This window comes from Klebsiella sp. 2019SCSN059 (assembly GCF_021739525.1).
In the GTDB taxonomy this organism is placed as follows: Bacteria; Pseudomonadota; Gammaproteobacteria; order Enterobacterales; family Enterobacteriaceae; genus Klebsiella; species Klebsiella quasipneumoniae.
Genome location: NZ_JAKKOM010000011.1, coordinates 1 through 25,884, shown reverse-complemented (window position 1 = coordinate 25,884; position 25,884 = coordinate 1). Strand labels below are relative to the sequence as shown.

At 57.1% G+C, this 25,884-nt stretch carries 26 protein-coding genes and 1 tRNA gene; 25 read left to right on the top strand and 2 right to left on the bottom strand.

What is annotated here, in order from left to right; genetic code table 11:
• Positions 1 to 9 precede the first annotated feature (9 nt).
• From pxpB to nei, 5 genes are read left to right on the top strand one after another with little or no spacing between them, the layout of a single operon-like run.
• On the top strand, positions 10 to 666 hold the full coding sequence (pxpB, locus tag L2I46_RS13560) for a 5-oxoprolinase subunit PxpB (protein ID WP_044521671.1): 657 nt from the start codon (positions 10 to 12) through the stop codon (positions 664 to 666).
• A complete protein-coding gene (pxpC, locus tag L2I46_RS13555) occupies positions 660 to 1,592 on the top strand; it encodes a 5-oxoprolinase subunit PxpC (protein WP_023288869.1) in 933 nt (310 codons plus the stop codon). Before pxpB ends, pxpC begins: the two co-directional genes overlap by 7 nt.
• On the top strand, positions 1,582 to 2,334 hold the full coding sequence (gene pxpA, locus L2I46_RS13550) for a 5-oxoprolinase subunit PxpA (RefSeq protein ID WP_023288870.1): 753 nt from the start codon (positions 1,582 to 1,584) through the stop codon (positions 2,332 to 2,334). The genes pxpC and pxpA overlap by 11 nt, the downstream gene beginning before the upstream one ends.
• A gap of 29 nt (positions 2,335 to 2,363) precedes the next feature.
• A complete protein-coding gene (gene pcp / locus L2I46_RS13545) occupies positions 2,364 to 3,008 on the top strand; it encodes a pyroglutamyl-peptidase I (protein ID WP_085551240.1) in 645 nt (214 codons plus the stop codon).
• Between the two features lie 15 nt (positions 3,009 to 3,023).
• Complete coding sequence (gene nei / locus L2I46_RS13540) at positions 3,024 to 3,815, top strand: endonuclease VIII (RefSeq protein ID WP_236947940.1); 792 nt, start codon at positions 3,024 to 3,026, stop codon at positions 3,813 to 3,815.
• A gap of 85 nt (positions 3,816 to 3,900) precedes the next feature.
• On the opposite strand, the gene gltA is transcribed toward nei, so the two are convergent.
• Together gltA and L2I46_RS29730 are read right to left on the bottom strand one after the other, a co-directional pair.
• A complete protein-coding gene (gene gltA, locus L2I46_RS13535) occupies positions 3,901 to 5,184 on the bottom strand; it encodes a citrate synthase (RefSeq protein WP_023288873.1) in 1,284 nt (427 codons plus the stop codon).
• A gap of 184 nt (positions 5,185 to 5,368) precedes the next feature.
• Entirely contained in the window at positions 5,369 to 5,500 is a 132-nt protein-coding gene (locus tag L2I46_RS29730; protein ID WP_418272143.1) for a hypothetical protein, read from the bottom strand.
• 324 nt (positions 5,501 to 5,824) lie between these two features.
• Here L2I46_RS29730 and sdhC point away from each other — a divergent pair, with 324 nt between their 5' ends.
• The 20 genes from sdhC to L2I46_RS13435 all read left to right on the top strand — a co-directional run bounded on the left by sdhC (position 5,825) and on the right by L2I46_RS13435 (position 25,883).
• On the top strand, positions 5,825 to 6,229 hold the full coding sequence (sdhC, locus tag L2I46_RS13530; protein WP_004142216.1) for a succinate dehydrogenase cytochrome b556 subunit: 405 nt from the start codon (positions 5,825 to 5,827) through the stop codon (positions 6,227 to 6,229).
• The gene (gene sdhD, locus L2I46_RS13525) at positions 6,223 to 6,570 is read left to right on the top strand and encodes a succinate dehydrogenase membrane anchor subunit (RefSeq protein WP_002894949.1); all 348 of its coding nucleotides are present in this window, start codon (positions 6,223 to 6,225) and stop codon (positions 6,568 to 6,570) included. Before sdhC ends, sdhD begins: the two co-directional genes overlap by 7 nt.
• The gene (gene sdhA, locus L2I46_RS13520; protein ID WP_004179067.1) at positions 6,570 to 8,336 is read left to right on the top strand and encodes a succinate dehydrogenase flavoprotein subunit; all 1,767 of its coding nucleotides are present in this window, start codon (positions 6,570 to 6,572) and stop codon (positions 8,334 to 8,336) included. The genes sdhD and sdhA overlap by 1 nt, the downstream gene beginning before the upstream one ends.
• Before the next feature lie 15 nt (positions 8,337 to 8,351).
• Positions 8,352 to 9,068 (top strand): succinate dehydrogenase iron-sulfur subunit SdhB, encoded by a 717-nt coding sequence (gene sdhB / locus L2I46_RS13515; protein WP_023288874.1) that lies wholly within the window; start codon positions 8,352 to 8,354, stop codon positions 9,066 to 9,068.
• Between the two features lie 391 nt (positions 9,069 to 9,459).
• On the top strand, positions 9,460 to 12,267 hold the full coding sequence (gene sucA / locus L2I46_RS13510) for a 2-oxoglutarate dehydrogenase E1 component (RefSeq protein WP_236947939.1): 2,808 nt from the start codon (positions 9,460 to 9,462) through the stop codon (positions 12,265 to 12,267).
• A gap of 14 nt (positions 12,268 to 12,281) precedes the next feature.
• A complete protein-coding gene (gene odhB, locus L2I46_RS13505) occupies positions 12,282 to 13,508 on the top strand; it encodes a 2-oxoglutarate dehydrogenase complex dihydrolipoyllysine-residue succinyltransferase (protein WP_023288876.1) in 1,227 nt (408 codons plus the stop codon).
• A 103-nt stretch (positions 13,509 to 13,611) separates the two neighbouring features.
• Complete coding sequence (sucC, locus tag L2I46_RS13500; RefSeq protein WP_002895039.1) at positions 13,612 to 14,778, top strand: ADP-forming succinate--CoA ligase subunit beta; 1,167 nt, start codon at positions 13,612 to 13,614, stop codon at positions 14,776 to 14,778.
• Positions 14,778 to 15,647 carry a succinate--CoA ligase subunit alpha gene (gene sucD / locus L2I46_RS13495; RefSeq protein ID WP_004885990.1) on the top strand — a complete coding sequence of 290 codons (870 nt, stop codon included), beginning with the start codon at positions 14,778 to 14,780 and terminating at the stop codon, positions 15,645 to 15,647. Before sucC ends, sucD begins: the two co-directional genes overlap by 1 nt.
• Before the next feature lie 826 nt (positions 15,648 to 16,473).
• Complete coding sequence (gene cydA / locus L2I46_RS13490) at positions 16,474 to 18,042, top strand: cytochrome ubiquinol oxidase subunit I (RefSeq protein ID WP_002895047.1); 1,569 nt, start codon at positions 16,474 to 16,476, stop codon at positions 18,040 to 18,042.
• 15 nt (positions 18,043 to 18,057) lie between these two features.
• Complete coding sequence (cydB, locus tag L2I46_RS13485) at positions 18,058 to 19,197, top strand: cytochrome d ubiquinol oxidase subunit II (RefSeq protein ID WP_004885993.1); 1,140 nt, start codon at positions 18,058 to 18,060, stop codon at positions 19,195 to 19,197.
• Between the two features lie 15 nt (positions 19,198 to 19,212).
• Positions 19,213 to 19,326, top strand: a complete 114-nt coding sequence (gene cydX / locus L2I46_RS13480; protein WP_004100325.1) for a cytochrome bd-I oxidase subunit CydX — start codon at positions 19,213 to 19,215, stop codon at positions 19,324 to 19,326.
• 130 nt (positions 19,327 to 19,456) lie between these two features.
• A complete protein-coding gene (gene ybgE / locus L2I46_RS13475) occupies positions 19,457 to 19,741 on the top strand; it encodes a cyd operon protein YbgE (protein ID WP_008805691.1) in 285 nt (94 codons plus the stop codon).
• Between the two features lie 149 nt (positions 19,742 to 19,890).
• Positions 19,891 to 20,295: a tol-pal system-associated acyl-CoA thioesterase gene (gene ybgC, locus L2I46_RS13470; RefSeq protein WP_002895056.1), complete on the top strand. Its 405-nt coding sequence runs from the start codon at positions 19,891 to 19,893 to the stop codon at positions 20,293 to 20,295.
• Positions 20,292 to 20,984 (top strand): Tol-Pal system protein TolQ, encoded by a 693-nt coding sequence (gene tolQ / locus L2I46_RS13465; protein WP_004152221.1) that lies wholly within the window; start codon positions 20,292 to 20,294, stop codon positions 20,982 to 20,984. Before ybgC ends, tolQ begins: the two co-directional genes overlap by 4 nt.
• A 3-nt stretch (positions 20,985 to 20,987) precedes the next feature.
• The gene (tolR, locus tag L2I46_RS13460; RefSeq protein WP_002895061.1) at positions 20,988 to 21,416 is read left to right on the top strand and encodes a colicin uptake protein TolR; all 429 of its coding nucleotides are present in this window, start codon (positions 20,988 to 20,990) and stop codon (positions 21,414 to 21,416) included.
• A gap of 99 nt (positions 21,417 to 21,515) precedes the next feature.
• A complete protein-coding gene (gene tolA, locus L2I46_RS13455) occupies positions 21,516 to 22,856 on the top strand; it encodes a cell envelope integrity protein TolA (protein ID WP_004885996.1) in 1,341 nt (446 codons plus the stop codon).
• A 131-nt stretch (positions 22,857 to 22,987) separates the two neighbouring features.
• Entirely contained in the window at positions 22,988 to 24,280 is a 1,293-nt protein-coding gene (gene tolB, locus L2I46_RS13450) for a Tol-Pal system beta propeller repeat protein TolB (protein ID WP_023288877.1), read from the top strand.
• A 34-nt stretch (positions 24,281 to 24,314) separates the two neighbouring features.
• Complete coding sequence (gene pal, locus L2I46_RS13445) at positions 24,315 to 24,839, top strand: peptidoglycan-associated lipoprotein Pal (protein WP_002895068.1); 525 nt, start codon at positions 24,315 to 24,317, stop codon at positions 24,837 to 24,839.
• A gap of 9 nt (positions 24,840 to 24,848) precedes the next feature.
• On the top strand, positions 24,849 to 25,646 hold the full coding sequence (gene cpoB / locus L2I46_RS13440; protein ID WP_065804712.1) for a cell division protein CpoB: 798 nt from the start codon (positions 24,849 to 24,851) through the stop codon (positions 25,644 to 25,646).
• Positions 25,647 to 25,807: 161 nt separating this feature from the next.
• Positions 25,808 to 25,883, top strand: a tRNA-Lys gene (locus tag L2I46_RS13435).
• Position 25,884 lies beyond the last annotated feature (1 nt).

Here is a 25,884-nt window from a genome sequence, read left to right as displayed (position 1 = left end):
GAGAGAAAAGTGCAGCGAGCGCGTTGTTATCTGTTAGGAGAAACGGCTGTCGTGCTGGAGCTGGAGCCGCCGGTTACCCTTGAAAGCCAGCAACGGATCTGGGGATTAGCCCAGCGTCTGGCGAACCATGAAGAGGTGATTGACGCCATTCCCGGCATGAACAATATCACTGTGGTGCTCCGCCGCCCGCAGGAGGTGGCGTGGGAGGCGATAGACCGTCTGCAGCGCTGGTGGGAGGAGAGCCTCGCGATCGAGCCTGAGTCGCGCTCGCTGTCTGTTCCGGTCGTCTACGGCGGCGAGGCCGGACCGGACCTCGGAGTGGTGGCGCAGCACAGCGGCCTGAGTGAAAAACAGGTCGTGGAGCTGCACGCCTCGGTGGAATATCTGGTCTGGTTTATTGGTTTTCAGCCGGGATTTCCCTACCTGGGCGGGCTGCCTGCGGCGCTGGCGACGCCGCGTCGCGCCGAACCGCGCGTGCTCGTCCCGGCCGGGTCGGTGGGTATCGGCGGCGCGCAAACTGGTATCTATCCGCTGGCGACGCCCGGCGGCTGGCAGCTGCTGGGGCGCACCGCGCTGACGCTGTTCGACCCGGCGCGGAAGGAGCCTGCGCTACTGCGCGTGGGCGATAAAATTCGCTTTGTGCCGCAAAAGGAGGGGGTATGTTGACCTTGATCCGCGCCGGCCTGTACACCTCGGTACAGGACGGTGGACGAGAAGGCCTGCGCCAGTCTGGCATCAGCCGCTGCGGCGCCCTGGATTATCCCTCGCTGGTGATTGCCAATCTGCTGGTTGGCAACGAGGCGAATGCCGCCGGGCTGGAGATTACCCTCGGCCAGGTGGAGATCGAATTTGCCCGCAGCGGCTGGTTTGCGCTGACCGGCGCCGCCTGCGAAGCGACGCTGGACGGTAAAGCGGTCTGGGTGGGCTGGCGCACCGCCTACCGGGCCGGGCAGCGGCTGGTGCTGAAAACGCCCCAGCATGGCATTCGTAGCTATCTGGCGGTGGCGGGCGGGATTGCGGTCCCCGAGGTCCTTGGCTCGCGCTGCACGGATCTCAAGGCGGGGATTGGCGGTCTGGAAGGACGCCGCCTGCAGGACGGCGACAAGCTGAAGCTCGGGAAAGCCGCCCGCCGCTTCACCACCCCGCGCGGCGTCAAGCAGCTGCCGCTGGGCAACCGCATTCGTGCGCTGCCCGGGCCGGAGTATCATGAATTTGATGAGGCCTCGCAGGCGTCATTCTGGCGCGCCCCCTGGAAGCTCAGTCCGCAGAGTAACCGCATGGGGTACCGCCTGCAGGGGCAGCCGCTGAAACGCACCACCGATCGTGAAATGCTGTCGCACGGCCTGCTGCCGGGCGTGGTGCAGGTGCCGCACAACGGCCAGCCCATTGTGCTGATGAACGACGCGCAAACCACCGGCGGCTATCCGCGGATCGCCTGCATTATCGATGCCGATATGTACCAGCTGGCGCAGATCCCGCTGGGGCAGCCGATCCATTTCGTGGCCTGCTCGCTGGAGGAGGCGCTGAAGGCGCGGGCCGATCGCCAGCGTTATCTGGAACAACTGGCCTGGAGACTCCACGATGATGATTGATCTTAATGCCGATCTCGGGGAAGGCGGGGCGAACGATAGCGCGCTGCTCCAGCTGGTGTCATCGGCGAATATCGCCTGTGGTTTTCACGCCGGCGACGCCGGGCTGATGGTGCAGAGCGTGCGCGAGGCGCTGAAGTACGGCGTGGCGGTGGGCGCCCATCCGGGATATCCCGACCGGGAAAATTTTGGCCGCACGGCGATGGATCTGCCGCCGGAAACGGTCTATGCCCAGACGCTGTATCAGATTGGCGCTCTGGCGGCGATCGTTCAGGCGCAGGGCGGCGAGATGCAGCACGTGAAGCCGCACGGCATGCTCTACAACCAGGCGGCCAAATCGCCGCCGCTGGCCGACGCGATCGCCCGCGCGGTCCGCGATGTTAACCCGCAGCTGGTGCTGGTGGGTCTGGCGGGCAGCGAATTGATCCGCGCCGGACAGCGCTATGGTCTGACGACGCGTCAGGAGGTGTTTGCCGATCGCGGTTATCTGGCCGACGGCAGCCTGGTGCCGCGCAGCCAGCCCGGGGCGCTGATTGACAGCGAAGAGCAGGCCCTGGCGCAAACCCTCGAGATGGTGCAACACCACCGGGTGCGCAGCGTCAGCGGCGAATGGGCGAACGTGGTGGCGCAGACGGTATGTCTGCACGGTGATGGTCCGCATGCCCTCGATTTTGCCCGCCGTTTGCGGGCGGCGTTCGCCGGGCGCCATATTCTGGTCAGCGCTCAGCCTGAGGCTGAGATATGACAATCGGCATGACCGCGAAGGAGGGGATGGTGGCGGGAGTATTACTCACCGGTTTCGAACCCTTTGACGGCGAGACGGTGAACCCTTCCTGGGAAGTGGTGCAGCAGCTTGACGGCACTATGATTGCTGGCCAGCCGGTGACCGCCCGGCAGCTTCCCTGCGTGTTTGGCGAGGCGCTGTCGGCGCTCGACGCGGCGATAGAAGACCTGCAGCCGAAGCTGGTTATCGCGGTGGGGCAGGCCGGCGGTCGGGTCGATATCAGCGTCGAACGTGTGGCGATCAACGTCGATGATGCGCGTATCCCCGATAACAAAGGCCAGCAACCCATCGACACGCCGATCGTCGACGGCGGGCCGGCGGCGTGGTTCAGCACCTTGCCGCTCAAAGCGATCGTCAGCGCGCTGCGCGATCGCGGGATCCCGGCCTCGGTGTCGCAGACTGCCGGCACCTTCGTCTGCAACCACGTCATGTACGGCCTGTTGCACAGGCTGCAGGGTCAGGCTGAGGTGAGAGGCGGTTTTATCCATATTCCATGGCTACCGGCGCAGGCGGCGGCCCATCCCGGCGAGCCGAGTATGGCGATCGCCACCGTGCGGGAGGCGCTGGAGACGGCCATTGCCGTGGCCCTGCGCCAGCCGGTGGACAGTAAACTGGGCGGCGGCGCCACCCACTGACAAAAGGATGACAGTATGCCGGAAGGTCCGGAGATCCGCCGCGTGGCGGATACACTGGAGGCGGCAATCAAAGACGAACCCTTAACCGACGTCTGGTTCGCCTTTCCCCGGTTGCAACCCTACCAAACCCCGCTGATTGGTCAGCGGGTTACCCATATCGACACCCGGGGCAAAGCCCTGCTGACCCGCTTCTCCGGCGGCCTGACCCTGTACAGCCATAATCAGCTGTACGGCGTCTGGCGCGTGGTTGACGCTGGCGAACAGCCCGCCTCTAACCGGGTGCTGCGCGTCAGGCTCCAGACCGCCAGCAAGGCGATTTTGCTCTACAGCGCGTCGGACATTGAGATGCTCACAGCGGAGCAGGTGGCCAACCATCCGTTCTTGCTGCGCATCGGTCCGGACGTACTGGATATGACGTTAACCGCGGAGCAGGTGAAAGCGCGGCTGCTGTCGGCCAAATTCCGCCATCGTCAGTTTTCCGGCCTGCTGTTGGATCAGGCTTTTCTTGCCGGGCTGGGAAACTATCTGCGGGTGGAAATCCTCTGGCAGGTGGGGCTGACCGGGCAGCATAAGGCCTCGGAGCTGAATGCAATACAACTGGATGCGCTGGCGCACGCGCTGCTCGATATCCCGCGGCTTTCCTATCGCACCCGCGGCCAGCCCGATGACAACAAGCACCACGGCGCGCTGTTCCGCTTTAAGGTGTTCCATCGCGATGGCGAACAGTGCGAGCGCTGCGGGGGCGTGATTGAGAAGACGATGCTCTCCTCGCGGCCGTTTTACTGGTGCCCGCACTGCCAGCATTAAGCCGGCGGCCAGGCAGCGCCAGACCTCATCGTCAGGCATAAAAAAACGCGCCATCAGACGCGTTTTTATCATCCGGACAGCGAGATTAACGCTTGATGTCGGACTGGAAATCGCGTTTTTCGTAGCCGGTATAGAGCTGACGCGGACGGGCGATTTTCATGCCATCGCTGTGCATTTCGTTCCAGTGCGCAATCCAGCCCACGGTACGCGCCATGGCGAAGATAACGGTAAACATGGAGGACGGAATACCCATCGCTTTCAGGATAATACCGGAGTAGAAGTCGACGTTCGGGTAGAGTTTCTTCTCGATGAAGTACGGGTCGTTCAGCGCGATATGCTCCAGCTCCATGGCCACCTGCAGCAGGTCGTCTTTGGTGCCCAGCTCTTTCAGCACTTCATGGCAGGTTTCACGCATCACGGTGGCGCGCGGGTCGTAGTTTTTGTACACACGATGGCCGAAGCCCATCAGGCGGAAAGAGTCATTCTTGTCTTTCGCACGACGAACAAATTCCGGAATGTGCTCAACGGAGCTGATCTCTTCCAGCATTTTCAGCGCCGCTTCGTTGGCGCCGCCGTGCGCCGGTCCCCACAGGGAGGCGATGCCGGCTGCGATACAGGCGAACGGGTTAGCGCCGGAAGAGCCCGCAGTACGTACCGTCGAGGTCGAGGCGTTCTGTTCGTGATCGGCGTGCAGGATCAGAATACGGTCCATTGCGCGCTCCAGCACCGGATTGACTTCGTACTCTTCGCACGGCGTGGCGAACATCATGCGCAGGAAGTTGCCGGCGTAGGAGAGGTCATTGCGCGGATAAACAAACGGCTGGCCGATAGAATACTTGTAACACATGGCTGCCATGGTCGGCATTTTGGACAGCAGGCGATAGGCGGCAATTTCACGGTGACGCGGGTTATTCACGTCGAGGGAGTCGTGATAGAACGCCGCCAGGGCGCCGGTGATCCCGCACATAACGGCCATCGGGTGAGAATCGCGACGGAACGCATGGAACAGACGAGTAATCTGCTCATGGATCATGGTGTGGCGGGTGACGGTGGTTTTGAATTCGTCATATTCGGCCTGGGTCGGTTTTTCACCGTTTAGCAGAATGTAACAAACTTCAAGATAGTTTGATTCGGTCGCTAACTGGTCGATCGGGAAGCCACGGTGCAGCAGGATCCCCTCGTCACCATCGATAAACGTAATTTTAGATTCACAGGAAGCGGTAGATGTGAAACCTGGGTCAAAGGTAAATACGCCTTTTGAACCAAGACTACGAATATCAATAACATCCTGACCGAGCGTGCCTTTTAGCACATCCAGTTCAATAGCAGTGTCACCACCCAGGGTGATTTTTGCTTTAGCATCAGACATTTATGGTCTCCTTAGCGCCTTTATTGCTTAAGACTGCCGGGTGGTGGATTTGCTTTCGGCCCGCGCCCGTATACGTTACCAGTTTGTTATGTTGCACACAGCTCTGCGTCAGCGAAAAGGGCAGGGTACAGAGCAACGGCGCTTGATGGCACGTTCTTCAGGGCTGCGGTGAAACAACAGCAAATCAGCGTTTTAGCAGTCCGAATATTAAAACCTGTATACCACTAATAACTGTCCTGATTACATCGGTCAATACTGACACACTGTTACATAACTTATTCTCAGGTGAAAGCATGACCTCATAACTTTTGAGCATTATTGCATTTAACTGGTAATGGTTGTAACAAGAATGTTTAATATTTGTCAAATCAGGTGATTAAAAATTAAAAAAATGTTGTTATCGTGACCTTGATCACTGTTCCGGAGAAAACCCAACAAACTATATGTAGGTTAATTGTAATGATTTTGTGAACGGCCTATACTGCGGCCAGGTCTCCGGAACACCCTGCAATCCCGAGCCACCCAGCGTTGTTTAGTGATGTTTTAATGCCTGAAAAGACGTTTTAACATGACTTCTGGTTATAGAAAGGACGCTGTCTGACCCGCAAGCAGACCGGAGGAAGGAAACAATAAGAACAGCATGTGGGCGTTATTCATGGTAAGAAATGTGAAAAAACAAAGACCTGTCAATCTGGATCTACAAACGATACGGTTCCCAATCACGGCGATAGCGTCCATTCTCCATCGCGTTTCCGGTGTCATCACCTTCGTGGCGGTCGGAATTCTGCTTTGGCTGCTGGGCACCAGCCTCTCCTCCCCTGAAGGTTTTCTGACGGCGGCCTCGATCATGGATAGCTTCTTTGTGAAGTTCATCATGTGGGGCATTCTCACCGCGCTGGCCTATCACGTCGTTGTTGGTATCCGCCATCTGATGATGGACTTTGGCTACCTGGACGAAACCCTCGAAGCAGGGAAACGTTCCGCCAAGATTTCTTTTGTTATTACTGTCGTGCTTTCACTTCTCGCAGGAGTCCTCGTATGGTAAGCAACGCCTCAGCACTGGGACGCAACGGCGTACATGACTTTATTCTGGTCCGTGCTACCGCCATCGTTCTGACCCTCTACATCATCTACATGGTTGGCTTCTTCGCTACCACCGGTGAAATCTCATGGGAAGTGTGGACCGGATTCTTTGCCTCCGGCTTCACTAAAGTCTTCACTCTGCTGGCTCTCGTTTCCATTCTTATCCATGCCTGGATCGGGATGTGGCAGGTGTTAACGGACTACGTTAAACCACTGGCTCTGCGCCTGGTTCTGCAACTGGCTATCGTTGTGGCGCTGGTGGCTTACGTTCTTTATGGATTTGTTGTGGTGTGGGGTGTGTAATGAAATTGCCAGTCAGAGAGTTTGATGCTGTTGTCATCGGTGCCGGCGGCGCAGGTATGCGCGCGGCGCTGCAAATTTCCCAGAGCGGACAGACCTGTGCGCTGCTCTCCAAAGTTTTCCCGACCCGATCGCACACCGTATCCGCGCAGGGTGGTATCACCGTCGCGCTCGGTAACTCCCATGAAGATAACTGGGAATGGCATATGTACGACACCGTAAAAGGGTCGGACTATATCGGCGACCAGGACGCCATCGAATATATGTGTAAGACCGGCCCGGAAGCGATTCTCGAGCTGGAGCACATGGGCCTGCCGTTCTCCCGTCTTGACGACGGCCGTATTTATCAGCGCCCGTTCGGCGGCCAGTCGAAGAACTTCGGCGGCGAGCAGGCGGCGCGTACCGCGGCGGCGGCTGACCGTACCGGCCACGCCCTGCTGCACACCCTGTACCAGCAGAACCTCAAAAACCACACCACTATCTTCTCCGAATGGTATGCCCTCGATCTGGTGAAAAACCAGGACGGCGCGGTGGTGGGTTGTACCGCCCTGTGCATCGAGACCGGCGAAGTGGTCTACTTTAAAGCCCGCGCCACCGTGCTGGCGACCGGCGGCGCAGGCCGTATCTATCAGTCCACCACCAACGCCCACATCAACACCGGTGACGGCGTCGGGATGGCCATCCGCGCCGGCGTGCCGGTGCAGGATATGGAAATGTGGCAGTTCCACCCGACCGGTATCGCCGGGGCCGGGGTTCTGGTCACCGAAGGTTGCCGCGGCGAAGGCGGTTATCTGCTGAATAAACACGGCGAGCGCTTTATGGAGCGTTATGCGCCGAACGCGAAAGACCTGGCGGGTCGTGACGTGGTGGCGCGTTCCATCATGATCGAGATCCGCGAAGGCCGCGGCTGCGACGGTCCGTGGGGCCCGCACGCGAAACTGAAACTGGATCACCTGGGTAAAGAGGTTCTGGAATCTCGTCTGCCGGGTATCCTTGAGCTGTCCCGCACCTTTGCTCACGTCGATCCGGTGAAAGAGCCGATCCCGGTTATCCCAACCTGCCACTACATGATGGGCGGTATTCCGACCAAAGTGACCGGCCAGGCGCTGACCGTCAATGAGAAGGGCGAAGACGTGGTGATCCCGGGTCTGTTCGCGGTGGGCGAAATCGCCTGCGTATCGGTCCACGGCGCCAACCGTCTGGGCGGCAACTCGCTGCTCGATCTGGTGGTCTTCGGCCGCGCGGCGGGCCTGCATCTGCAGGAGTCTATCGCCGAGCAGGGCACGCTGCGCGACGCCAGCGAATCCGATATCGAAGGCTCGCTGGACCGCCTCAACCGCTGGAACAACACCCGTTCCGGTGAAGATCCGGTGGCGATCCGCAAAGCGCTGCAGGAATGTATGCAGCATAACTTCTCGGTGTTCCGCGAAGGCGATGCGATGCACAAAGGTCTGGAACAGCTTAAAGTGATCCGCGAGCGCCTGAAAAACGCCCGTCTCGACGATACCTCCAGCGAGTTTAACACCCAGCGCGTTGAGTGCCTGGAGCTGGATAACCTGATGGAAACCGCGTACGCGACCGCCGTATCCGCTAACTTCCGTACCGAGAGCCGTGGCGCCCACAGCCGCTTCGACTTCCCGGATCGTGATGATGAAAACTGGCTGTGCCATTCCCTGTATCTGCCAGAGTCGGAATCCATGACGCGTCGTAGCGTCAACATGGAACCGAAACTGCGTCCGGCATTCCCGCCGAAGATTCGTACTTATTAATGCGGAGACAGGAAAATGAAACTCGAGTTTTCAATTTATCGCTATAACCCGGATGTTGACGACGCTCCGCACATGCAGGATTACACCCTCGACGCGGAAGAAGGTCGTGACATGATGCTGCTGGATGCGCTGATCCAGCTGAAAGAAAAAGATCCGTCGCTGTCGTTCCGCCGCTCCTGCCGTGAAGGGGTCTGCGGTTCCGATGGCCTGAACATGAACGGGAAAAACGGTCTGGCGTGCATCACGCCGATCTCCGCGCTGAATCAGCCGGGCAAGAAGATTGTTATCCGCCCGCTGCCAGGATTACCGGTTATCCGTGATTTGGTGGTGGACATGGGGCAATTCTATGCACAATATGAGAAGATTAAGCCTTACTTGTTGAATAATGGGCAAAATCCTCCGGCTCGCGAGCATCTGCAGATGCCTGAGCAGCGTGAGAAGCTCGATGGCCTGTACGAGTGTATTCTGTGCGCATGTTGTTCGACCTCGTGCCCGTCGTTCTGGTGGAACCCGGACAAGTTCATCGGCCCGGCAGGCCTGCTGGCCGCGTATCGCTTCCTGATCGACAGTCGCGATACCGAAACCAGCGAGCGTCTGGACGGCCTGAGCGATGCTTTCAGCGTATTCCGCTGTCACAGCATTATGAACTGCGTCAGTGTGTGTCCTAAGGGGCTGAACCCGACGCGCGCCATCGGCCATATTAAGTCGATGCTGCTGCAGCGCAGCGCGTAAGTTGTTTTAGTTGCCGGATGGCGACGTAAACGTCTTATCCGGCCTACAGGAGCATATTTTGTAGGCCTGATAAGCGAAGCGCCATCAGGCAATAGATATAGCAGGAAATCTTTAAAAACCGCCAAATATGTACCAGTAATCAAGGCGTTCAGAGCGAGGTAAGGCGGCAACTGAACGCATCCCCGGGAGCATAGTGAACTATGTCACCGGGGTAAGTGAAGGCAGCTAACGCAACCGCAGCCTGAACGCCGAAGATTAATGGCAGTTTTTAAAGGTTCCTTAGCGGATAGAAACCACAACTCGTCCGCAACAAGTGAACCCCGGCACGTGCACTCGGTGTGCGTGGTAGTTTCTACGGCGAAATAAGCATATGAATGCTTAAGGGATCACGATGCAGAACGGCGCAATGAAAGCCTGGCTGGACTCTTCTTACCTCTCTGGTTCGAACCAGAGCTGGATAGAACAGCTCTATGAAGACTTCTTAACCGATCCTGACTCTGTTGACGCCAACTGGCGTTCAATGTTCCAGCAGTTACCTGGCACCGGAGTTAAACCGGATCAATTTCATTCCAAAACGCGTGATTATTTCCGTCGACTGGCGAAGGATGCCTCACGTTACACTTCTTCGATTTCCGACCCAGACACCAATGTGAAGCAGGTTAAAGTCCTGCAGCTCATCAACGCATACCGTTTCCGTGGCCACCAGCATGCGAATCTCGATCCGCTGGGGCTGTGGAAGCAAGAGAGAGTGGCGGATCTCGATCCGGCCTACCACGATCTGACCGAGGCCGATTTCCAGGAAAGCTATAACGTAGGTTCATTTGCCATCGGTAAAGACACGATGAAGCTGGGCGAGCTGATTGCCGCCCTTAAGCAAACCTACTGCGGCTCCATCGGCGCGGAATACATGCATATCACCTCTACCGAAGAAAAACGCTGGATCCAGCAGCGCATTGAATCGGTAGCCGGCAAAGCGAGCTTTACCGCGGAAGAGAAAAAGCGTTTCCTCGGCGAACTGACTGCCGCGGAAGGGCTGGAGCGCTACCTCGGCGCCAAATTCCCGGGGGCGAAGCGCTTCTCGCTGGAGGGTGGCGACGCCCTGATCCCCATGCTCAAAGAGATGATCCGCCATGCGGGTAAGAGCGGCACCCGTGAAGTGGTGCTGGGCATGGCGCACCGTGGCCGTCTCAACGTGCTGGTCAACGTGCTGGGTAAAAAACCGCAGGACCTGTTCGACGAGTTTGCCGGCAAACATAAAGAACACCTCGGTACCGGCGATGTGAAGTACCACATGGGCTTCTCTTCCGATATAGAAACCGAAGGCGGTCTGGTGCACTTGGCGCTGGCGTTTAACCCGTCGCACCTCGAGATCGTCAGCCCGGTGGTGATCGGTTCCGTACGCGCCCGTCTGGATCGTCTGGACGAGCCGAGCAGCAACAAGGTTCTGCCGATCACTATCCACGGCGACGCCGCGGTGACCGGTCAGGGCGTGGTTCAGGAAACCCTGAACATGTCCAAAGCCCGCGGTTACGAAGTGGGCGGGACCGTGCGCATCGTTATCAACAACCAGGTGGGCTTCACGACCTCTAACCCGCTGGATGCGCGTTCGACCCCGTACTGCACCGACATCGGTAAAATGGTGCAGGCGCCGATTTTCCACGTCAACGCCGACGATCCGGAAGCGGTCGCTTTCGTCACCCGTCTGGCGCTGGATTTCCGCAATACCTTCAAACGCGATGTCTTCATCGACCTGGTGTGCTACCGCCGTCACGGCCATAACGAAGCCGATGAGCCGAGCGCAACCCAGCCGCTGATGTATCAGAAGATCAAAAAGCACCCGACTCCGCGCAAAATCTATGCTGACAAGCTGGAGCAGGACAAGGTCGCGACCCTGGAAGATGCTACCGAGCAGGTTAACCTCTACCGCGATGCGCTGGATGCCGGCGAATGCGTGGTGAAGGAATGGCGTCCGATGAACATGCACTCCTTTACCTGGTCGCCGTACCTCAACCATGAGTGGGACGAGAGCTATCCGGATAAAGTGGAGCCGAAGCGTCTGCAGGAGCTGGCCAAACGCATCAGCACGGTGCCGGAAGGTATCGAAATGCAGTCCCGCGTGGCGAAAATTTACGCCGACCGCCAGGCGATGGCGGCAGGTGAGAAGCTGTTCGATTGGGGCGGCGCTGAAAACCTGGCCTACGCCACGCTGGTTGACGAAGGTATTCCGGTGCGTCTGTCCGGGGAAGACTCCGGTCGCGGCACCTTCTTCCACCGTCATGCGGTGATCCATAACCAGACCAATGGTTCAACCTACACCCCGCTGCAGCATGTCCATAACGGTCAGGGCCAGTTCCGCGTTTGGGACTCCGTGCTGTCTGAAGAAGCGGTGCTGGCGTTTGAATATGGTTACGCCACTGCAGAGCCGCGCACCCTGACCATCTGGGAAGCGCAGTTTGGCGACTTCGCCAACGGCGCGCAGGTGGTGATCGACCAGTTCATCTCCTCCGGTGAGCAGAAGTGGGGCCGGATGTGCGGCCTGGTGATGCTCCTGCCGCACGGCTACGAAGGCCAGGGCCCGGAGCACTCCTCCGCCCGTCTGGAGCGTTATCTGCAGCTGTGCGCTGAGCAGAATATGCAGGTATGCGTGCCGTCCACGCCGGCGCAGGTGTACCACATGCTGCGTCGTCAGGCGCTGCGCGGTATGCGTCGTCCGCTGGTGGTGATGTCGCCGAAGTCGCTGCTGCGTCATCCGCTGGCGGTCTCCAGCATGGATGAGCTGGCAAACGGCACTTTCCTGCCGGCCATCGGTGAAATCGATCAATTTGATCCGCAGGCTGTGAAGCGCGTGGTGCTGTGCTCTGGTAAGGTTTACTACGACCTGCTGGAACAGCGCCGTAAAAACGAGCAAAAAGATGTCGCTATCGTTCGTATCGAGCAGCTCTATCCGTTCCCGCATCAGGCGGTGCAGGATGCGCTGAAAGCGTATGCGCACGTACATGATTTTGTCTGGTGCCAGGAAGAGCCGCTCAACCAGGGCGCATGGTACTGCAGCCAGCATCACTTCCGTGAAGTGATTCCGTTTGGGGCCTCTCTGCGTTATGCAGGCCGCCCGGCCTCCGCCTCTCCGGCGGTAGGGTATATGTCCGTTCACCAGAAACAGCAACAAGATCTGGTCAATGACGCGCTGAACGTCGATTAATTAAAGGATACACAATGAGTAGCGTAGATATTCTGGTTCCCGACCTGCCTGAGTCCGTAGCTGACGCAACCGTCGCCACCTGGCACAAAAAACCGGGCGACGCGGTCGTCCGTGACGAAGTCCTGGTCGAAATCGAAACTGACAAAGTGGTACTGGAAGTACCGGCATCAGCGGACGGCATTCTGGATGCAGTGCTGGAAGACGAGGGCGCTACCGTCCTGTCTCGCCAGATCCTTGGCCGCCTGCGCGAAGGTAACAGCGCAGGTAAAGAAAGCAGCGAAAAAGCCGATGCGAAAGCGTCCACGCCGGCGCAGCGTCAGCAGGCCTCTCTGGAAGAGCAGAACAACGATGCGCTGAGCCCGGCGATCCGTCGTCTGCTGGCTGAACACAACCTCGACGCGGCGGCCATCAAAGGCACCGGCGTCGGCGGCCGCCTGACCCGCGAAGATGTCGAGAAACATCTGGCGAAAGCCCCGGCGGCGGCAGAAGCCAAAGCGCCAGCCGCTGCCCCGGCAGCCGCGCCGGCGCCGCAGCTGGGCCACCGCTCTGAAAAACGCGTCCCGATGACCCGCCTGCGTAAACGCGTGGCCGAGCGTCTGCTGGAAGCGAAGAACTCCACCGCCATGCTGACCACGTTCAACGAAGTCAACATGAAGCCAATCATGGATCTGCGTAAGCAGTACGGCGACGCGTTCGAAAAACGTCACGGCATCCGTCTGGGCTTTATGTCCTTCTACGTGAAAGCGGTCGTGGAAGCGCTGAAACGCTATCCGGAAGTGAACGCCTCTATCGATGGCGACGACGTGGTGTACCACAACTACTTCGACGTCAGCATGGCCGTATCCACTCCACGCGGCCTGGTCACCCCGGTTCTGCGTGACGTTGACCTGCTGGGCATGGCGGATATCGAAAAGAATATTAAAGAGTTGGCGGTGAAAGGCCGTGACGGCAAGCTGACCGTAGACGACCTGACCGGCGGTAACTTCACCATTACCAACGGCGGCGTGTTCGGCTCCCTGATGTCCACGCCGATCATCAACCCACCGCAGAGCGCCATCCTGGGTATGCATGCCATTAAAGACCGTCCGATGGCGGTGAATGGCAAGGTAGAGATCCTGCCGATGATGTACCTGGCGCTCTCCTACGACCACCGTCTGATCGACGGACGTGAATCGGTAGGCTTCCTGGTGGCGATTAAAGAGCTGCTGGAAGATCCGACCCGTCTGCTGCTGGACGTGTAGTCAGCAAGCGTATTACCTACCGTAGGCCGGATAACACGCGTTAACGCCGTTATCAGGCCTACAGGTTTAAAGATAATTACACCCTGAAGGATGGACTGAACACATGAACTTACATGAATATCAGGCAAAACAACTTTTTGCCCGCTATGGCTTACCGGCGCCGGTGGGTTATGCCTGTACTACTCCGCGTGAAGCAGAAGAAGCCGCTTCAAAAATCGGCGCGGGTCCGTGGGTAGTGAAATGTCAGGTTCACGCTGGTGGCCGCGGCAAAGCGGGCGGTGTGAAAGTGGTGAAGAGCAAAGAAGAGATCCGCGCATTTGCCGAGCACTGGCTGGGCAAACGTCTGGTGACCTATCAAACAGATGCGAACGGCCAGCCGGTTAACCAGATCCTGGTTGAAGCGGCGACCGATATTGACAAAGAGCTGTACCTGGGCGCGGTCGTTGACCGTAGCTCCCGTCGCGTAGTGTTCATGGCCTCTACCGAAGGCGGCGTGGAAATCGAAAAAGTGGCGGAAGAGACCCCGCACCTGATCCACAAGATCGCCATCGATCCGCTGGCGGGCCCGATGCCTTATCAAGGTCGTGAACTGGCGTTCAAACTGGGTCTGGAAGGTAAACAGGTTCAGCAGTTCACCAAGATCTTCATGGGTCTGGCGACCATTTTCCTGGAGCGCGACCTGGCGCTGATCGAAATCAACCCGCTGGTTATCACTAAGCAGGGCGACCTGATCTGCCTCGACGGCAAACTGGGCGCTGACGGCAACGCGCTGTTCCGCCAGCCGGATCTGCGCGAAATGCGCGACCAGTCGCAGGAAGATCCGCGTGAAGCGCAGGCGGCGCAGTGGGAACTGAACTACGTCGCGCTGGACGGCAACATCGGCTGCATGGTTAACGGCGCGGGCCTGGCGATGGGTACCATGGACATCGTTAAACTGCACGGCGGCGAACCGGCTAACTTCCTCGACGTGGGCGGCGGTGCGACCAAAGAGCGCGTCACCGAAGCGTTCAAAATCATCCTCTCTGATGACAACGTGAAAGCGGTGCTGGTGAACATCTTCGGCGGTATCGTACGTTGCGACCTGATCGCTGACGGCATCATCGGTGCGGTAGCGGAAGTTGGAGTTAACGTTCCGGTCGTGGTTCGTCTGGAAGGTAACAACGCCGAACTGGGCGCGAAAAAACTGGCTGACAGCGGCCTGAATATTATTGCAGCGAAAAGTCTGACGGACGCAGCACAGCAGGTTGTTGCCGCAGTGGAGGGGAAATAATGTCAGTTTTAATTAATAAAGATACCAAGGTTATCTGCCAGGGCTTCACCGGTAGCCAGGGGACCTTCCACTCTGAACAAGCGATCGCTTACGGTACGCAAATGGTTGGCGGCGTGACGCCAGGCAAAGGCGGCACCACTCACCTGGGCCTGCCGGTGTTCAACACCGTGCGCGAAGCCGTTGAAGCGACCGGCGCCACCGCGACCGTGATCTACGTTCCGGCGCCGTTCTGCAAAGATTCCATTCTGGAAGCGATTGACGCGGGCATTAAGCTGATTATCACCATCACCGAAGGTATCCCGACGCTGGATATGCTGACCGTGAAAGTGAAACTGGACGAAGCGGGCGTGCGCATGATCGGCCCGAACTGCCCAGGCGTGATCACGCCGGGCGAATGCAAAATCGGCATCATGCCGGGTCACATTCACAAGCCGGGTAAAGTGGGCATCGTTTCCCGTTCCGGTACACTGACCTATGAAGCAGTTAAGCAGACCACCGACTACGGCTTCGGTCAGTCTACCTGCGTCGGTATCGGCGGCGACCCGATCCCGGGCTCTAACTTCATCGATATCCTGAAGCTGTTCCAGGAAGACCCGCAGACCGAAGCGATTGTGATGATCGGTGAGATCGGCGGTAGCGCGGAAGAAGAAGCGGCTGCCTACATCAAAGAGCACGTGACCAAGCCGGTTGTCGGTTACATCGCCGGCGTGACCGCGCCGAAGGGCAAGCGTATGGGCCATGCTGGCGCCATCATCGCTGGCGGTAAAGGTACTGCCGATGAAAAATTCGCAGCCCTGGAAGCAGCCGGTGTGAAAACCGTTCGCAGTCTGGCCGATATCGGCGAAGCGCTGAAAGCTATCATCAAGTAAACCCTCTCTGCTTATCCGCAAGCAGAAATCTGTCCGATTTCGACATGGTTGGCCACCGTCAGGTGGCCTTTTTTTTGGCCGTTGTCCGCTTCTTCCGAAAGCCGCTGCGTCAGCAAACCCTGCGTTTGGCAAAAACCTTATCTATCATATTGATTTTATGAATTATTTCATAAATATTATCGACGCGCGGTTGTCGGAAATGAAAATTTGCCCTGGTCGTACCGCAGGGTAACGAAACAGACAGTAAAAAAAAGTGGGGGAGGGGAGAAGAAAGCAGGAAAAAATACTGTGAGCGGTCTAGCATTAATCGGATCGGCTCTTTTTTTTATTTTTTTCCTGTGGCGTTAAATAATATTACCTATGATTCTCATCTTTCCCTTTTTAGTAACCAATCAAGGCATACTTTAAACACAGCATTAACATTAGGTTTACCAATATTCTTTATTGAGCTACATAATTAACACGTAGAGTAAAAATTGATTTATATCAATACTTAATGCTTGGAAAAATCCTTCAAAAAACGTTAAATTGTCTCAAGTCAAATTGGCCTAAACCGGCCATCTTCGCTATATATTGATCACCGTCGAAAAATGTAAAACTGGAACAATAAAAACATATTTATTGTAAGGTTATTGCGGCGTAATATATTGGGGAATCAATTGGGTTTTTCGTTAACGTATTTGTAACCTTGTCCTGGCGTGGTTTCACTTTCGGTTGAAACCCGCTCCGGGCGGGCGACAAATAAAAATTTGTATTGGGGCATGCGTATGAGCCAGAGCTTCTCGGTTCATTTTCGGAGTCTTCATGCGATGAGCAAGGAGTCATGATGTTAGATATAGTCGAACTGTCGCGCTTACAGTTTGCCTTGACCGCGATGTACCACTTCCTGTTTGTGCCACTGACGCTCGGTATGGCGTTCCTGCTGGCCATCATGGAAACGGTCTACGTCCTTTCCGGCAAACAGATTTATAAAGATATGACCAAATTCTGGGGCAAGTTGTTTGGTATCAACTTCGCGCTGGGTGTGGCGACCGGTCTGACCATGGAGTTCCAGTTCGGGACTAACTGGTCGTATTACTCACACTACGTGGGCGATATCTTCGGCGCGCCGCTGGCCATTGAAGGTCTGATGGCCTTCTTCCTCGAATCCACCTTTGTAGGTCTGTTCTTCTTCGGTTGGGATCGTCTGGGTAAAGTTCAGCATATGGCCGTCACCTGGCTGGTCGCTCTGGGCTCCAACCTCTCCGCGCTGTGGATCCTCGTCGCTAACGGCTGGATGCAGAACCCTATCGCATCGGACTTCAACTTTGAAACCATGCGTATGGAGATGGTCAGCTTCTCCGAACTGGTGCTCAACCCGGTTGCTCAGGTGAAATTCGTTCACACTGTGGCGTCTGGCTATGTCACCGGTGCGATGTTTATCCTGGCTATCAGCTCCTGGTACATGCTGAAAGGTCGTGACTTTGCCTTTGCTAAGCGCTCCTTCGCCATCGCAGCCAGCTTCGGTATGGCGGCGATCCTCTCCGTTATTGTGCTGGGTGACGAATCCGGTTACGAAATGGGTGACGTGCAGAAAACCAAACTGGCGGCTATCGAAGCAGAGTGGGAAACCCAGCCTGCGCCGGCGGCCTTTACCCTGTTTGGTATTCCCGATCAGAATGCGCAAACCAACCACTTCGCCATCCAGATCCCCTACGCGCTGGGCATCATTGCCACCCGCTCGGTGGATAAGCCGGTTATCGGTCTGAAGGATCTGATGGTTCAGCACGAAGAGCGTATCCGTAACGGCATGAAAGCCTACGCGCTGCTGGAGCAACTGCGCGCCGGTTCCACCGACCAGGCCGTTCGCGACCAGTTCAATAACGTGAAGAAAGATCTCGGCTATGGTCTGCTGCTGAAACGCTATACCCCGAACGTCGCTGACGCCACGGAAGAGCAGATCGCCAAAGCCACCAAAGACTCTATTCCAAGCGTCGCACCGCTGTACTTCGCCTTCCGTATCATGGTGGCGTGCGGCATCCTGATGCTGTTGATTATCGGCGCCTCCTTCTGGAGCGTGATTCGTAACCGTATCGGCGAGAAAAAATGGCTGCTGCGCGCCGCGTTCTATGGCCTGCCGCTGCCGTGGATTGCCGTGGAGTCGGGCTGGTTTGTTGCCGAATACGGCCGTCAGCCGTGGGCGATTGGTGAAGTCCTGCCGACGGCGGTGGCCAACTCGTCGCTGACCGCGGGCGATCTGATCTTCTCTATGTTGCTGATCTGCGGTCTGTACACGCTGTTCCTGGTGGCTGAACTGTTCCTGATGTTCAAGTTTGCCCGCAAAGGACCTAGCAGCCTGAAAACCGGCCGCTATCACTTTGAACAGTCCTCTGCGGCTATTCAGTCGGCACGCTAAGACAGGAGTCGTCAAATGATCGATTATGAAGTATTGCGTTTTATCTGGTGGCTGCTGATTGGCATCCTGCTGATTGGCTTCGCCGTCGCCGACGGGTTCGACATGGGGGTGGGCATGCTCACCCGCTTCCTCGGCCGTAACGACACCGAGCGTCGGATTATGATCAACGCCATCGCCCCGCACTGGGACGGTAACCAGGTGTGGCTGATCACCGCCGGCGGCGCGCTGTTCGCTGCCTGGCCGATGGTCTACGCCGCGGCGTTCTCCGGTTTCTATGTGGCGATGATTCTGGTGCTGGCCTCGTTGTTCTTCCGTCCGGTCGGTTTCGACTACCGTTCCAAGATCGAGGACACCCGCTGGCGCAATATGTGGGACTGGGGCATCTTCATCGGCAGCTTCGTGCCGCCGCTGGTGATTGGCGTGGCCTTCGGCAACCTGCTGCAGGGCGTGCCGTTCCATGTCGACGAATACCTGCGTCTGTTCTATACCGGTAACTTCTTCCAGCTGCTGAACCCGTTTGGTCTGCTGGCCGGTATCGTCAGCGTGGCGATGATCCTCACCCAGGGCGCGACCTACCTGCAGATGCGTACCGTAGGCGAACTGCATCTGCGCACCCGCACCGTCTCCACGGTGGCGGCGCTGGTGACGCTGGTCTGCTTCGCGCTGGCGGGCGTGTGGGTCTACTACGGCATCGACGGCTATGTGGTGAAATCGGTGATTGACCATACCGGCCCGTCTAACCCGCTGACCAAAGAAGTGGTGCGTGAAGCGGGCGCGTGGATGGTGAACTTTAACAATATGCCAGCGCTGTGGGCGATCCCTGCCCTGGGCGTGGTGCTGCCGCTGCTGACCGTCGTTTCGACCAAAGCGGATAAAGGCGCCTGGGCATTCCTGTTCTCCTCGCTGACCCTGGCCTGCATCATTCTGACTGCCGGTATCGCGATGTTCCCGTTCATCATGCCGTCCAGCACCATGCTGAACGCCAGCCTGACGATGTGGGACGCGACCTCCAGCCAGCGGACGCTGAACCTGATGACCTACGTGGCGATTGTCTTCGTGCCGATCATTCTGGGCTACACCAGCTGGTGTTACTGGAAGATGTTTGGCCGCATCACCCGTGAAGACATCGAAAAGAACACCCACTCGCTGTACTAAGGTAAGGAGCTATATATGTGGTACTTCGCATGGATTTTGGGAACGCTTCTTGCCTGTGCCTTTGGGGTGATTACCGCGCTGGCGCTTGAGCACGTGGAAGCCACCAAAGCAGGTAAAGAAGAACACTGATGAGTATTATCGTGATGCGATATACGAAATCATTCGGGTTGCATCGAGGCGGCAAGTCTGTGAATCCCCAGGAGCTTACACCAGTAAGTGACTGGGGTAAGCAGACGTAGCCAACAAAGAGGCGACGTGAATGATAAAGTATATGTATGCGATAATGGACAAGCGCCCGTTAAGGGCGCTTTCCTTGTTGATGGCGCTGCTGCTGGCAGGCTGCATTTTCTGGGATCCTTCGCGCTTTGCCGCGAAGACCAGCGAGCTGGAAATCTGGCACGGTTTCTTGCTGATGTGGGCGGTTTGCAGCGGCGTAATTCACGGCGTGGGCTTCCGCCCGCGTGCCGTTCACTGGCAGGGGATTTTTTGTCCGCTTATCGCTGATATCGTGCTCGCTTTAGGTCTCTTCTTTTTCTTCTTTTGAATAAGAGATCTCTGTTAATGCTATGGGCTTGCATAAGCCCATAAAAATTTACGCCCCGTTTACTTTCCCCCATTCCAAACCACCTTTCCCGCGCGTATAGTAGCGAAGTTTGAAAGCTCTAACCTTTTTTTGCATTACCGGGATGTAAAGTGAATACAACGCTGTTTCGATGGCCGGTTCGGGTCTACTACGAAGATACCGACGCCGGTGGTGTGGTTTACCACGCCAGTTACGTCGCTTTTTATGAAAGAGCACGCACAGAGATGCTGCGCCACCATCACTTTAGTCAACAGGTTCTGTTGGCTGAACGCGTTGCCTTCGTGGTTCGCAAAATGACGCTGGAGTATTTTGCCCCCGCCAGACTCGACGACATGCTCGAAGTTCAGACGGAAATTACCTCGATGCGCGGCACCTCTTTGGTTTTCACGCAGCGAATCGTCAACGCCGAGAATACAGTGTTAAACGAAGCTGAGGTTCTCATTGTGTGCGTTGATCCACTCTTAATGAAGCCACGTGCGCTTCCCAAGTCTATTGTCGCGGAGTTTAAGCAGTGACTGACATGAATATCCTTGATTTGTTCCTGAAGGCGAGCCTTCTGGTTAAACTTATCATGTTGATTTTGATTGGTTTTTCTATCGCTTCCTGGGCTATCATTATTCAGAGAACGCGTATCCTTAACTCGGCCGCGCGCGAAGCTGAAGCGTTCGAGGACAAATTCTGGTCCGGGATTGAACTGTCCCGTTTGTATCAGGAGAGCCAGGGGCGTCGCGATAATCTGACCGGTTCGGAGCAGATCTTCTACAGCGGCTTCAAAGAGTTTGCGCGCTTGCATCGGGCCAACAGCCATGCGCCGGAGGCGATCGTCGAAGGGGCATCGCGCGCGATGCGTATTTCGATGAACCGCGAGCTGGAAACGCTGGAGACCCATATTCCGTTCCTCGGCACCGTAGGCTCCATCAGCCCGTATATCGGTCTGTTCGGCACCGTCTGGGGGATCATGCACGCCTTTATCGCCCTTGGCGCGGTGAAGCAGGCCACCCTGCAGATGGTGGCGCCGGGTATCGCCGAAGCGCTGATCGCCACCGCGATCGGTCTGTTCGCCGCTATCCCGGCGGTGATGGCGTACAACCGCCTGAACCAGCGGGTGAACAAGCTTGAACTGAATTACGACAACTTTATGGAAGAGTTCACCGCTATTCTGCACCGTCAGGCCTTTACCACCAGCGAAAGCAATAAGGGGTAAGCCATGGCCAGAGCACGTGGACGCGGACGTCGCGAACTGAAGTCCGAGATCAACATCGTTCCGCTGCTGGATGTCCTGCTGGTGCTGTTGCTGATCTTTATGGCAACGGCGCCGATCATTACGCAGAGCGTGGAAGTCGATCTGCCGGACGCCACGGAATCGCAAGCGGTGAAAAGCAATGACGATCCGCCGGTGATTGTTGAAGTCTCCGGGGTAGGGCAGTACAGCGTGAAAGTGGGGCAGGAGACGCTGTCCCAGCTGCCGCCGGAGCAGGTGATTGCCGAAGCGAAGCGTCGTCTTGAAGCCAATGAGAAAACGGTATTCCTGATCGGCGGTGCGAAAGACGTCCCTTACGATGAAATTATTAAAGCGCTGAACCTGTTGCATAGCGCAGGGGTTAAATCGGTCGGCTTGATGACCAAACCTATTTAATCGCTTCAGGTAGGTGCGTCCGCACGGCGTTCGGCGGCGAGTATCGCTCGCCGTCGGTGCGCATCGCGGGTACAGGCGAACAGTTTTTGGGAACCGATAGTGTCAAAGGCAACCGAACAAAACGACAAGCTTAAACGAGCGATCATCATTTCAGTCGCGCTGCACATCATACTGATCGCGCTGCTGATATGGAGTTCGTTTGACGAGCATCTGGATGCCTCTGCCGGCGGCGGCGGGGGATCGTCGATTGATGCCGTCATGGTCGATCCGGGGGCGGTGGTAAACAATTATAACCGTCAGCAACAGCAGCAGGCCAGCGCACGTCGCGCCGCTGAACAGCGTGAAAAACAGGCGCAGCAGCAGGCGGAAGAGTTACGTGAGAAGCAGGCGGCGGAACAGGAACGGCTGAAACAGCTCGAACAGGAGCGGCTGCAGGCGCAGGAAGCGGCGAAAGAAGCGAAGGAACAACAGAAGCAGGCTGAGGAAGCCGCTGCCAAGGCTGCCGCGGCGGCGAAAGCTAAAGCGGATGCGCAGGCCAAAGAAGCGCAGGAAGCGGCGGCCAAAGCGGCCGCCGAGGCGAAAGCGAAGGCGGATGCCCAGGCGAAAGCGGCTGAACTGGCGGCAGCGAAAGCGGCGGCTGACGCGAAGAAACAGGCCGAAGCCGCCGCCGCGAAAGCGGCTGCCGATGCGAAGAAACAGGCGGAAGCCGAAGCGGCGAAAGCCGCGGCAGAGGCACAGAAGAAAGCGGAAGCGGCAGCGGCGAAGAAAGCGCAACAGGAAGCGGAGAAGAAGGCTCAGCAGGAAGCGGCTAAGCAGGCAGCGGCTGAAAAAGCGGCAGCAGAAAAAGCCGCCGAAAAAGCCGCTGAGAAGGCCGCCGCGCAAAAAGCGGCCGCGGAGAAGGCCGCCGCCGAGAAAGCCGCCGCAGCTGAAAAAGCCGCGGCAGCCAAAGCGGCTGCTGCTGAGAAGGCGGCGGCCGATAAAGCGGCCAAAGCGGCAGCAGCAAAAGCCGCGGCAGCGAAGAAAGCGGCTGCCGCGAAAGAAGCGGACGGCGTGGACGACCTGCTCGGCGATCTGAGCTCAGGTAAGAATGCGCCGAAAGGTAGCACCAGCGGTAGCACAGGTGGCTCTTCACCTGCTAAAGGAAGTAAACCGGGGCAGGGCGGCGCGTCTCAGGCGGAGATTGCCAGCTATATTTCGCAGGTGCAGGCCGCGATTAAAGGACATCTCTATGACTGGGATACGTACAAGGGTAAAGTATGTACGTTGCGCGTAAACCTGGCTCAGGATGGAACGTTGTTGAGTGTGAAATCGGAAGGCGGCGATCCGGCGTTCTGCCAGCAAATGCTGGCGGCCACCAGTCGGATGAGCAAATTCCCTAAACCGCCGTCGCAGGCTGTTTATGAAACGTTCAAAAATGCGCCACTGGACTTCAAACCTTAAGCGCTTTTCCCCCCGCGTCAGCGGGGGGAAAGAAAATAGGGCGGTCATGGGTTTTGGTAGTTTTGTGTATTTGAGTTTGTTAACATTCTGCTAAATTATCGTGGGCTTTTCGCCCGGATAAGGGAGATATGATGAAGCAGGCATTACGAGTAGCATTTGGTTTTTTAATGCTGTGGGCGGCGGTGCTGCACGCAGAAGTACGTATCGAGATCACCCAGGGGGTGGACTCGGCGCGCCCCATCGGCGTGGTACCGTTCCAGTGGGCCGGCCAGGGCGCTGCGCCGGAAGATGTTGGCGGTATCGTGGCGGCTGACCTGCGCAACAGCGGTAAATTTAACCCGCTGGATCGCTCGCGTCTGCCACAGCAGCCGACCAGTGCCCAGGAAGTGCAGCCTGCTGCCTGGTCTGCGCTGGGCATTGACGCCGTGGTCGTCGGCCAGGTGACGTCAAACCCGGATGGTTCTTACCAGGTAGCGTATCAGCTGGTGGATACCGGCGGTGCGCCGGGCACAACGCTGGCGCAAGGCTCTTTCAAAGTCACTAAACAGTACCTGCGCTATGCCGCGCACACTGCCAGCGACGCGGTATTTGAAAAGCTGACCGGTATTAAAGGCGCCTTCCGGACTCGTATCGCCTACGTGGTGCAGACCAATGGCGGTCAGTTCCCGTATGAGCTGCGCGTTTCCGATTATGATGGCTACAACCAGTTTGTGGTTCACCGCTCCTCCCAGCCGCTGATGTCCCCGGCCTGGTCACCGGACGGTTCAAAACTGGCTTACGTCACCTTCGAAAGCGGTCGCTCTGCGCTGGTGGTGCAGACCCTGGCGAACGGCGCTGTGCGTCAGATTGCCTCCTTCCCGCAGCACAACGGCGCGCCGGCGTTCTCGCCGGATGGTTCTAAACTGGCCTTCGCGCTGTCGAAAACCGGTAGCCTGAACCTGTACGTGATGGATCTGGGCTCGGGTCAGATTCGTCAGGTGACCAACGGTCGCAGCAACAACACCGAACCAAGCTGGTTCCCGGACAGCCAGAACCTGGCCTTTACCTCTGACCAGGCCGGTCGTCCGCAGGTGTATAAAGTCAATATTAATGGCGGCACGCCGCAGCGTATCACCTGGGAAGGTTCGCAGAACCAGGACGCTGACGTGAGCGCGGATGGTAAAACGATGGTAATGGTCAGCTCGGCCGGCGGCCAGCAGCACATTGCCAAACAAGATCTGGAAGCGGGTGGTGTACAGGTTCTGTCATCAACGTTTTTAGACGAAACGCCAAGTCTGGCACCTAACGGCACTATGGTAATCTACAGCTCTTCTCAGGGGATGGGATCCGTGCTGAATCTGGTTTCTACAGATGGGCGTTTCAAAGCGCGTCTTCCGGCAACTGATGGACAGGTAAAATCGCCTGCCTGGTCGCCGTATCTGTGATAATAAATAATTGATTATTAAAGGAATCAAAGAAATGCAACTGAACAAAGTGCTGAAAGGGCTGATGATCGCTCTGCCGGTTATGGCAATCGCGGCATGTTCTTCTAACAAGAACGCCAGCAACGACCAGAGCGGTGAAGGCATGCTGGGTGCCGGCACTGGTATGGACGCTAACGGCAACGGCGGCAACATGTCTTCTGAAGAGCAAGCTCGTCTGCAGATGCAGCAGCTGCAGCAGAACAACATCGTTTACTTCGATCTGGACAAGTACGATATCCGTTCTGACTTCGCTGCAATGCTGGACGCGCACGCTAACTTCCTGCGCAGCAACCCATCCTACAAAGTGACTGTAGAAGGTCACGCGGATGAGCGCGGTACCCCGGAATACAACATCGCGCTGGGTGAGCGTCGTGCTAACGCCGTTAAGATGTATCTGCAGGGCAAAGGTGTTTCTGCCGATCAGATCTCCATCGTTTCTTACGGTAAAGAAAAACCAGCAGTACTGGGTCATGACGAAGCGGCATATGCCAAAAACCGTCGCGCCGTACTGGTTTACTAAGAGAATTGCATGAGCAGTAACTTCAGACATCATTTATTGAGTCTGTCGTTACTGGTTGGCATAGCGGCCCCCTGGGCCGCTTTTGCTCAGGCGCCAATCAGTAGTGTCGGCTCAGGCTCGGTCGAAGACCGTGTCACTCAACTCGAGCGTATTTCCAATGCTCACAGCCAGCTTTTAACCCAACTCCAGCAACAACTCTCTGATAACCAGACTGACATTGATTCTCTCCGTGGTCAGATCCAGGAGAACCAGTATCAGCTGAATCAGATCGTTGAGCGTCAGAAGCAGATTCTGCTGCAGATTGACGGGCTGACGAGCGGAGGTGGCGCAGCGGCGGCTGGCGCCCAGGCGTCGTCGTCTTCCGGCGATCAGAGCGCGGCTACCGCCAGCGCAGCGCCAGCGGCCTCGTCAGGCGCTCCGGCGATGACCGGCGATGCGAACACCGATTACAATGCGGCCATTGCCCTGGTGAAGGATGCTTCACGCCAGGATGACGCCATGGTGGCGTTTCAGAACTTCGTTAAAAAGTACCCGGATTCAACTTATCAGCCGAACGCCAACTATTGGCTCGGACAGTTGAACTACAATAAGGGGAAAAAAGACGATGCGGCGTTTTACTTCGCCTCGGTGGTGAAGAACTACCCGAAATCGCCAAAAGCGCCGGACGCCATGTTTAAGGTCGGCGTGATCATGCAGGACAAAGGTGATACCGCGAAAGCGAAAGCGGTTTACCAGCAGGTGATCAGCAAATTCCCCGGCACCGACGGTGCGAAACAAGCGCAAAAACGACTTAATGCTCTTGGTTGATTACGGCATGACCAGAAATCGCGTTATTTCTGGTCTTGTCGCCTGAATCGCCAGCAGTTAAGTGATCTTTATCGAAATTTTAGTTGCGCTGAATTCTGAAATCAGTAATATATGCCGCCGTTGCCAAGGGATATCAAACAAGCCCAAAGCGACGCCAGAGTGGGTCGTTAGCTCAGTTGGTAGAGCAGTTGACTTTTAATCAATTGGTCGCAGGTTCGAATCCTGCACGACCCACCAA

Excerpts from the sequence above, each read along its gene's own strand:
- pxpC (WP_023288869.1), top strand. The coding sequence starts at position 660 with ATGTTGACCTTGATCCGCGCCGGCCTGTACACCTCGGTACAGGACGGT.
- pxpA (WP_023288870.1), top strand. The coding sequence starts at position 1,582 with ATGATGATTGATCTTAATGCCGATCTCGGGGAAGGCGGGGCGAACGAT.
- nei (WP_236947940.1), top strand. The coding sequence starts at position 3,024 with ATGCCGGAAGGTCCGGAGATCCGCCGCGTGGCGGATACACTGGAGGCG.
- gltA (WP_023288873.1), bottom strand. The coding sequence starts at position 5,184 with ATGTCTGATGCTAAAGCAAAAATCACCCTGGGTGGTGACACTGCTATT.
- L2I46_RS29730 (WP_418272143.1), bottom strand. The coding sequence starts at position 5,500 with ATGCTCAAAAGTTATGAGGTCATGCTTTCACCTGAGAATAAGTTATGT.
- sdhC (WP_004142216.1), top strand. The coding sequence starts at position 5,825 with ATGTGGGCGTTATTCATGGTAAGAAATGTGAAAAAACAAAGACCTGTC.
- sdhD (WP_002894949.1), top strand. The coding sequence starts at position 6,223 with ATGGTAAGCAACGCCTCAGCACTGGGACGCAACGGCGTACATGACTTT.
- sdhA (WP_004179067.1), top strand. The coding sequence starts at position 6,570 with ATGAAATTGCCAGTCAGAGAGTTTGATGCTGTTGTCATCGGTGCCGGC.
- sdhB (WP_023288874.1), top strand. The coding sequence starts at position 8,352 with ATGAAACTCGAGTTTTCAATTTATCGCTATAACCCGGATGTTGACGAC.
- sucA (WP_236947939.1), top strand. The coding sequence starts at position 9,460 with ATGCAGAACGGCGCAATGAAAGCCTGGCTGGACTCTTCTTACCTCTCT.
- odhB (WP_023288876.1), top strand. The coding sequence starts at position 12,282 with ATGAGTAGCGTAGATATTCTGGTTCCCGACCTGCCTGAGTCCGTAGCT.
- sucC (WP_002895039.1), top strand. The coding sequence starts at position 13,612 with ATGAACTTACATGAATATCAGGCAAAACAACTTTTTGCCCGCTATGGC.
- sucD (WP_004885990.1), top strand. The coding sequence starts at position 14,778 with ATGTCAGTTTTAATTAATAAAGATACCAAGGTTATCTGCCAGGGCTTC.
- cydA (WP_002895047.1), top strand. The coding sequence starts at position 16,474 with ATGTTAGATATAGTCGAACTGTCGCGCTTACAGTTTGCCTTGACCGCG.
- cydB (WP_004885993.1), top strand. The coding sequence starts at position 18,058 with ATGATCGATTATGAAGTATTGCGTTTTATCTGGTGGCTGCTGATTGGC.
- cydX (WP_004100325.1), top strand. The coding sequence starts at position 19,213 with ATGTGGTACTTCGCATGGATTTTGGGAACGCTTCTTGCCTGTGCCTTT.
- ybgE (WP_008805691.1), top strand. The coding sequence starts at position 19,457 with ATGATAAAGTATATGTATGCGATAATGGACAAGCGCCCGTTAAGGGCG.
- tolR (WP_002895061.1), top strand. The coding sequence starts at position 20,988 with ATGGCCAGAGCACGTGGACGCGGACGTCGCGAACTGAAGTCCGAGATC.
- tolB (WP_023288877.1), top strand. The coding sequence starts at position 22,988 with ATGAAGCAGGCATTACGAGTAGCATTTGGTTTTTTAATGCTGTGGGCG.
- pal (WP_002895068.1), top strand. The coding sequence starts at position 24,315 with ATGCAACTGAACAAAGTGCTGAAAGGGCTGATGATCGCTCTGCCGGTT.
- cpoB (WP_065804712.1), top strand. The coding sequence starts at position 24,849 with ATGAGCAGTAACTTCAGACATCATTTATTGAGTCTGTCGTTACTGGTT.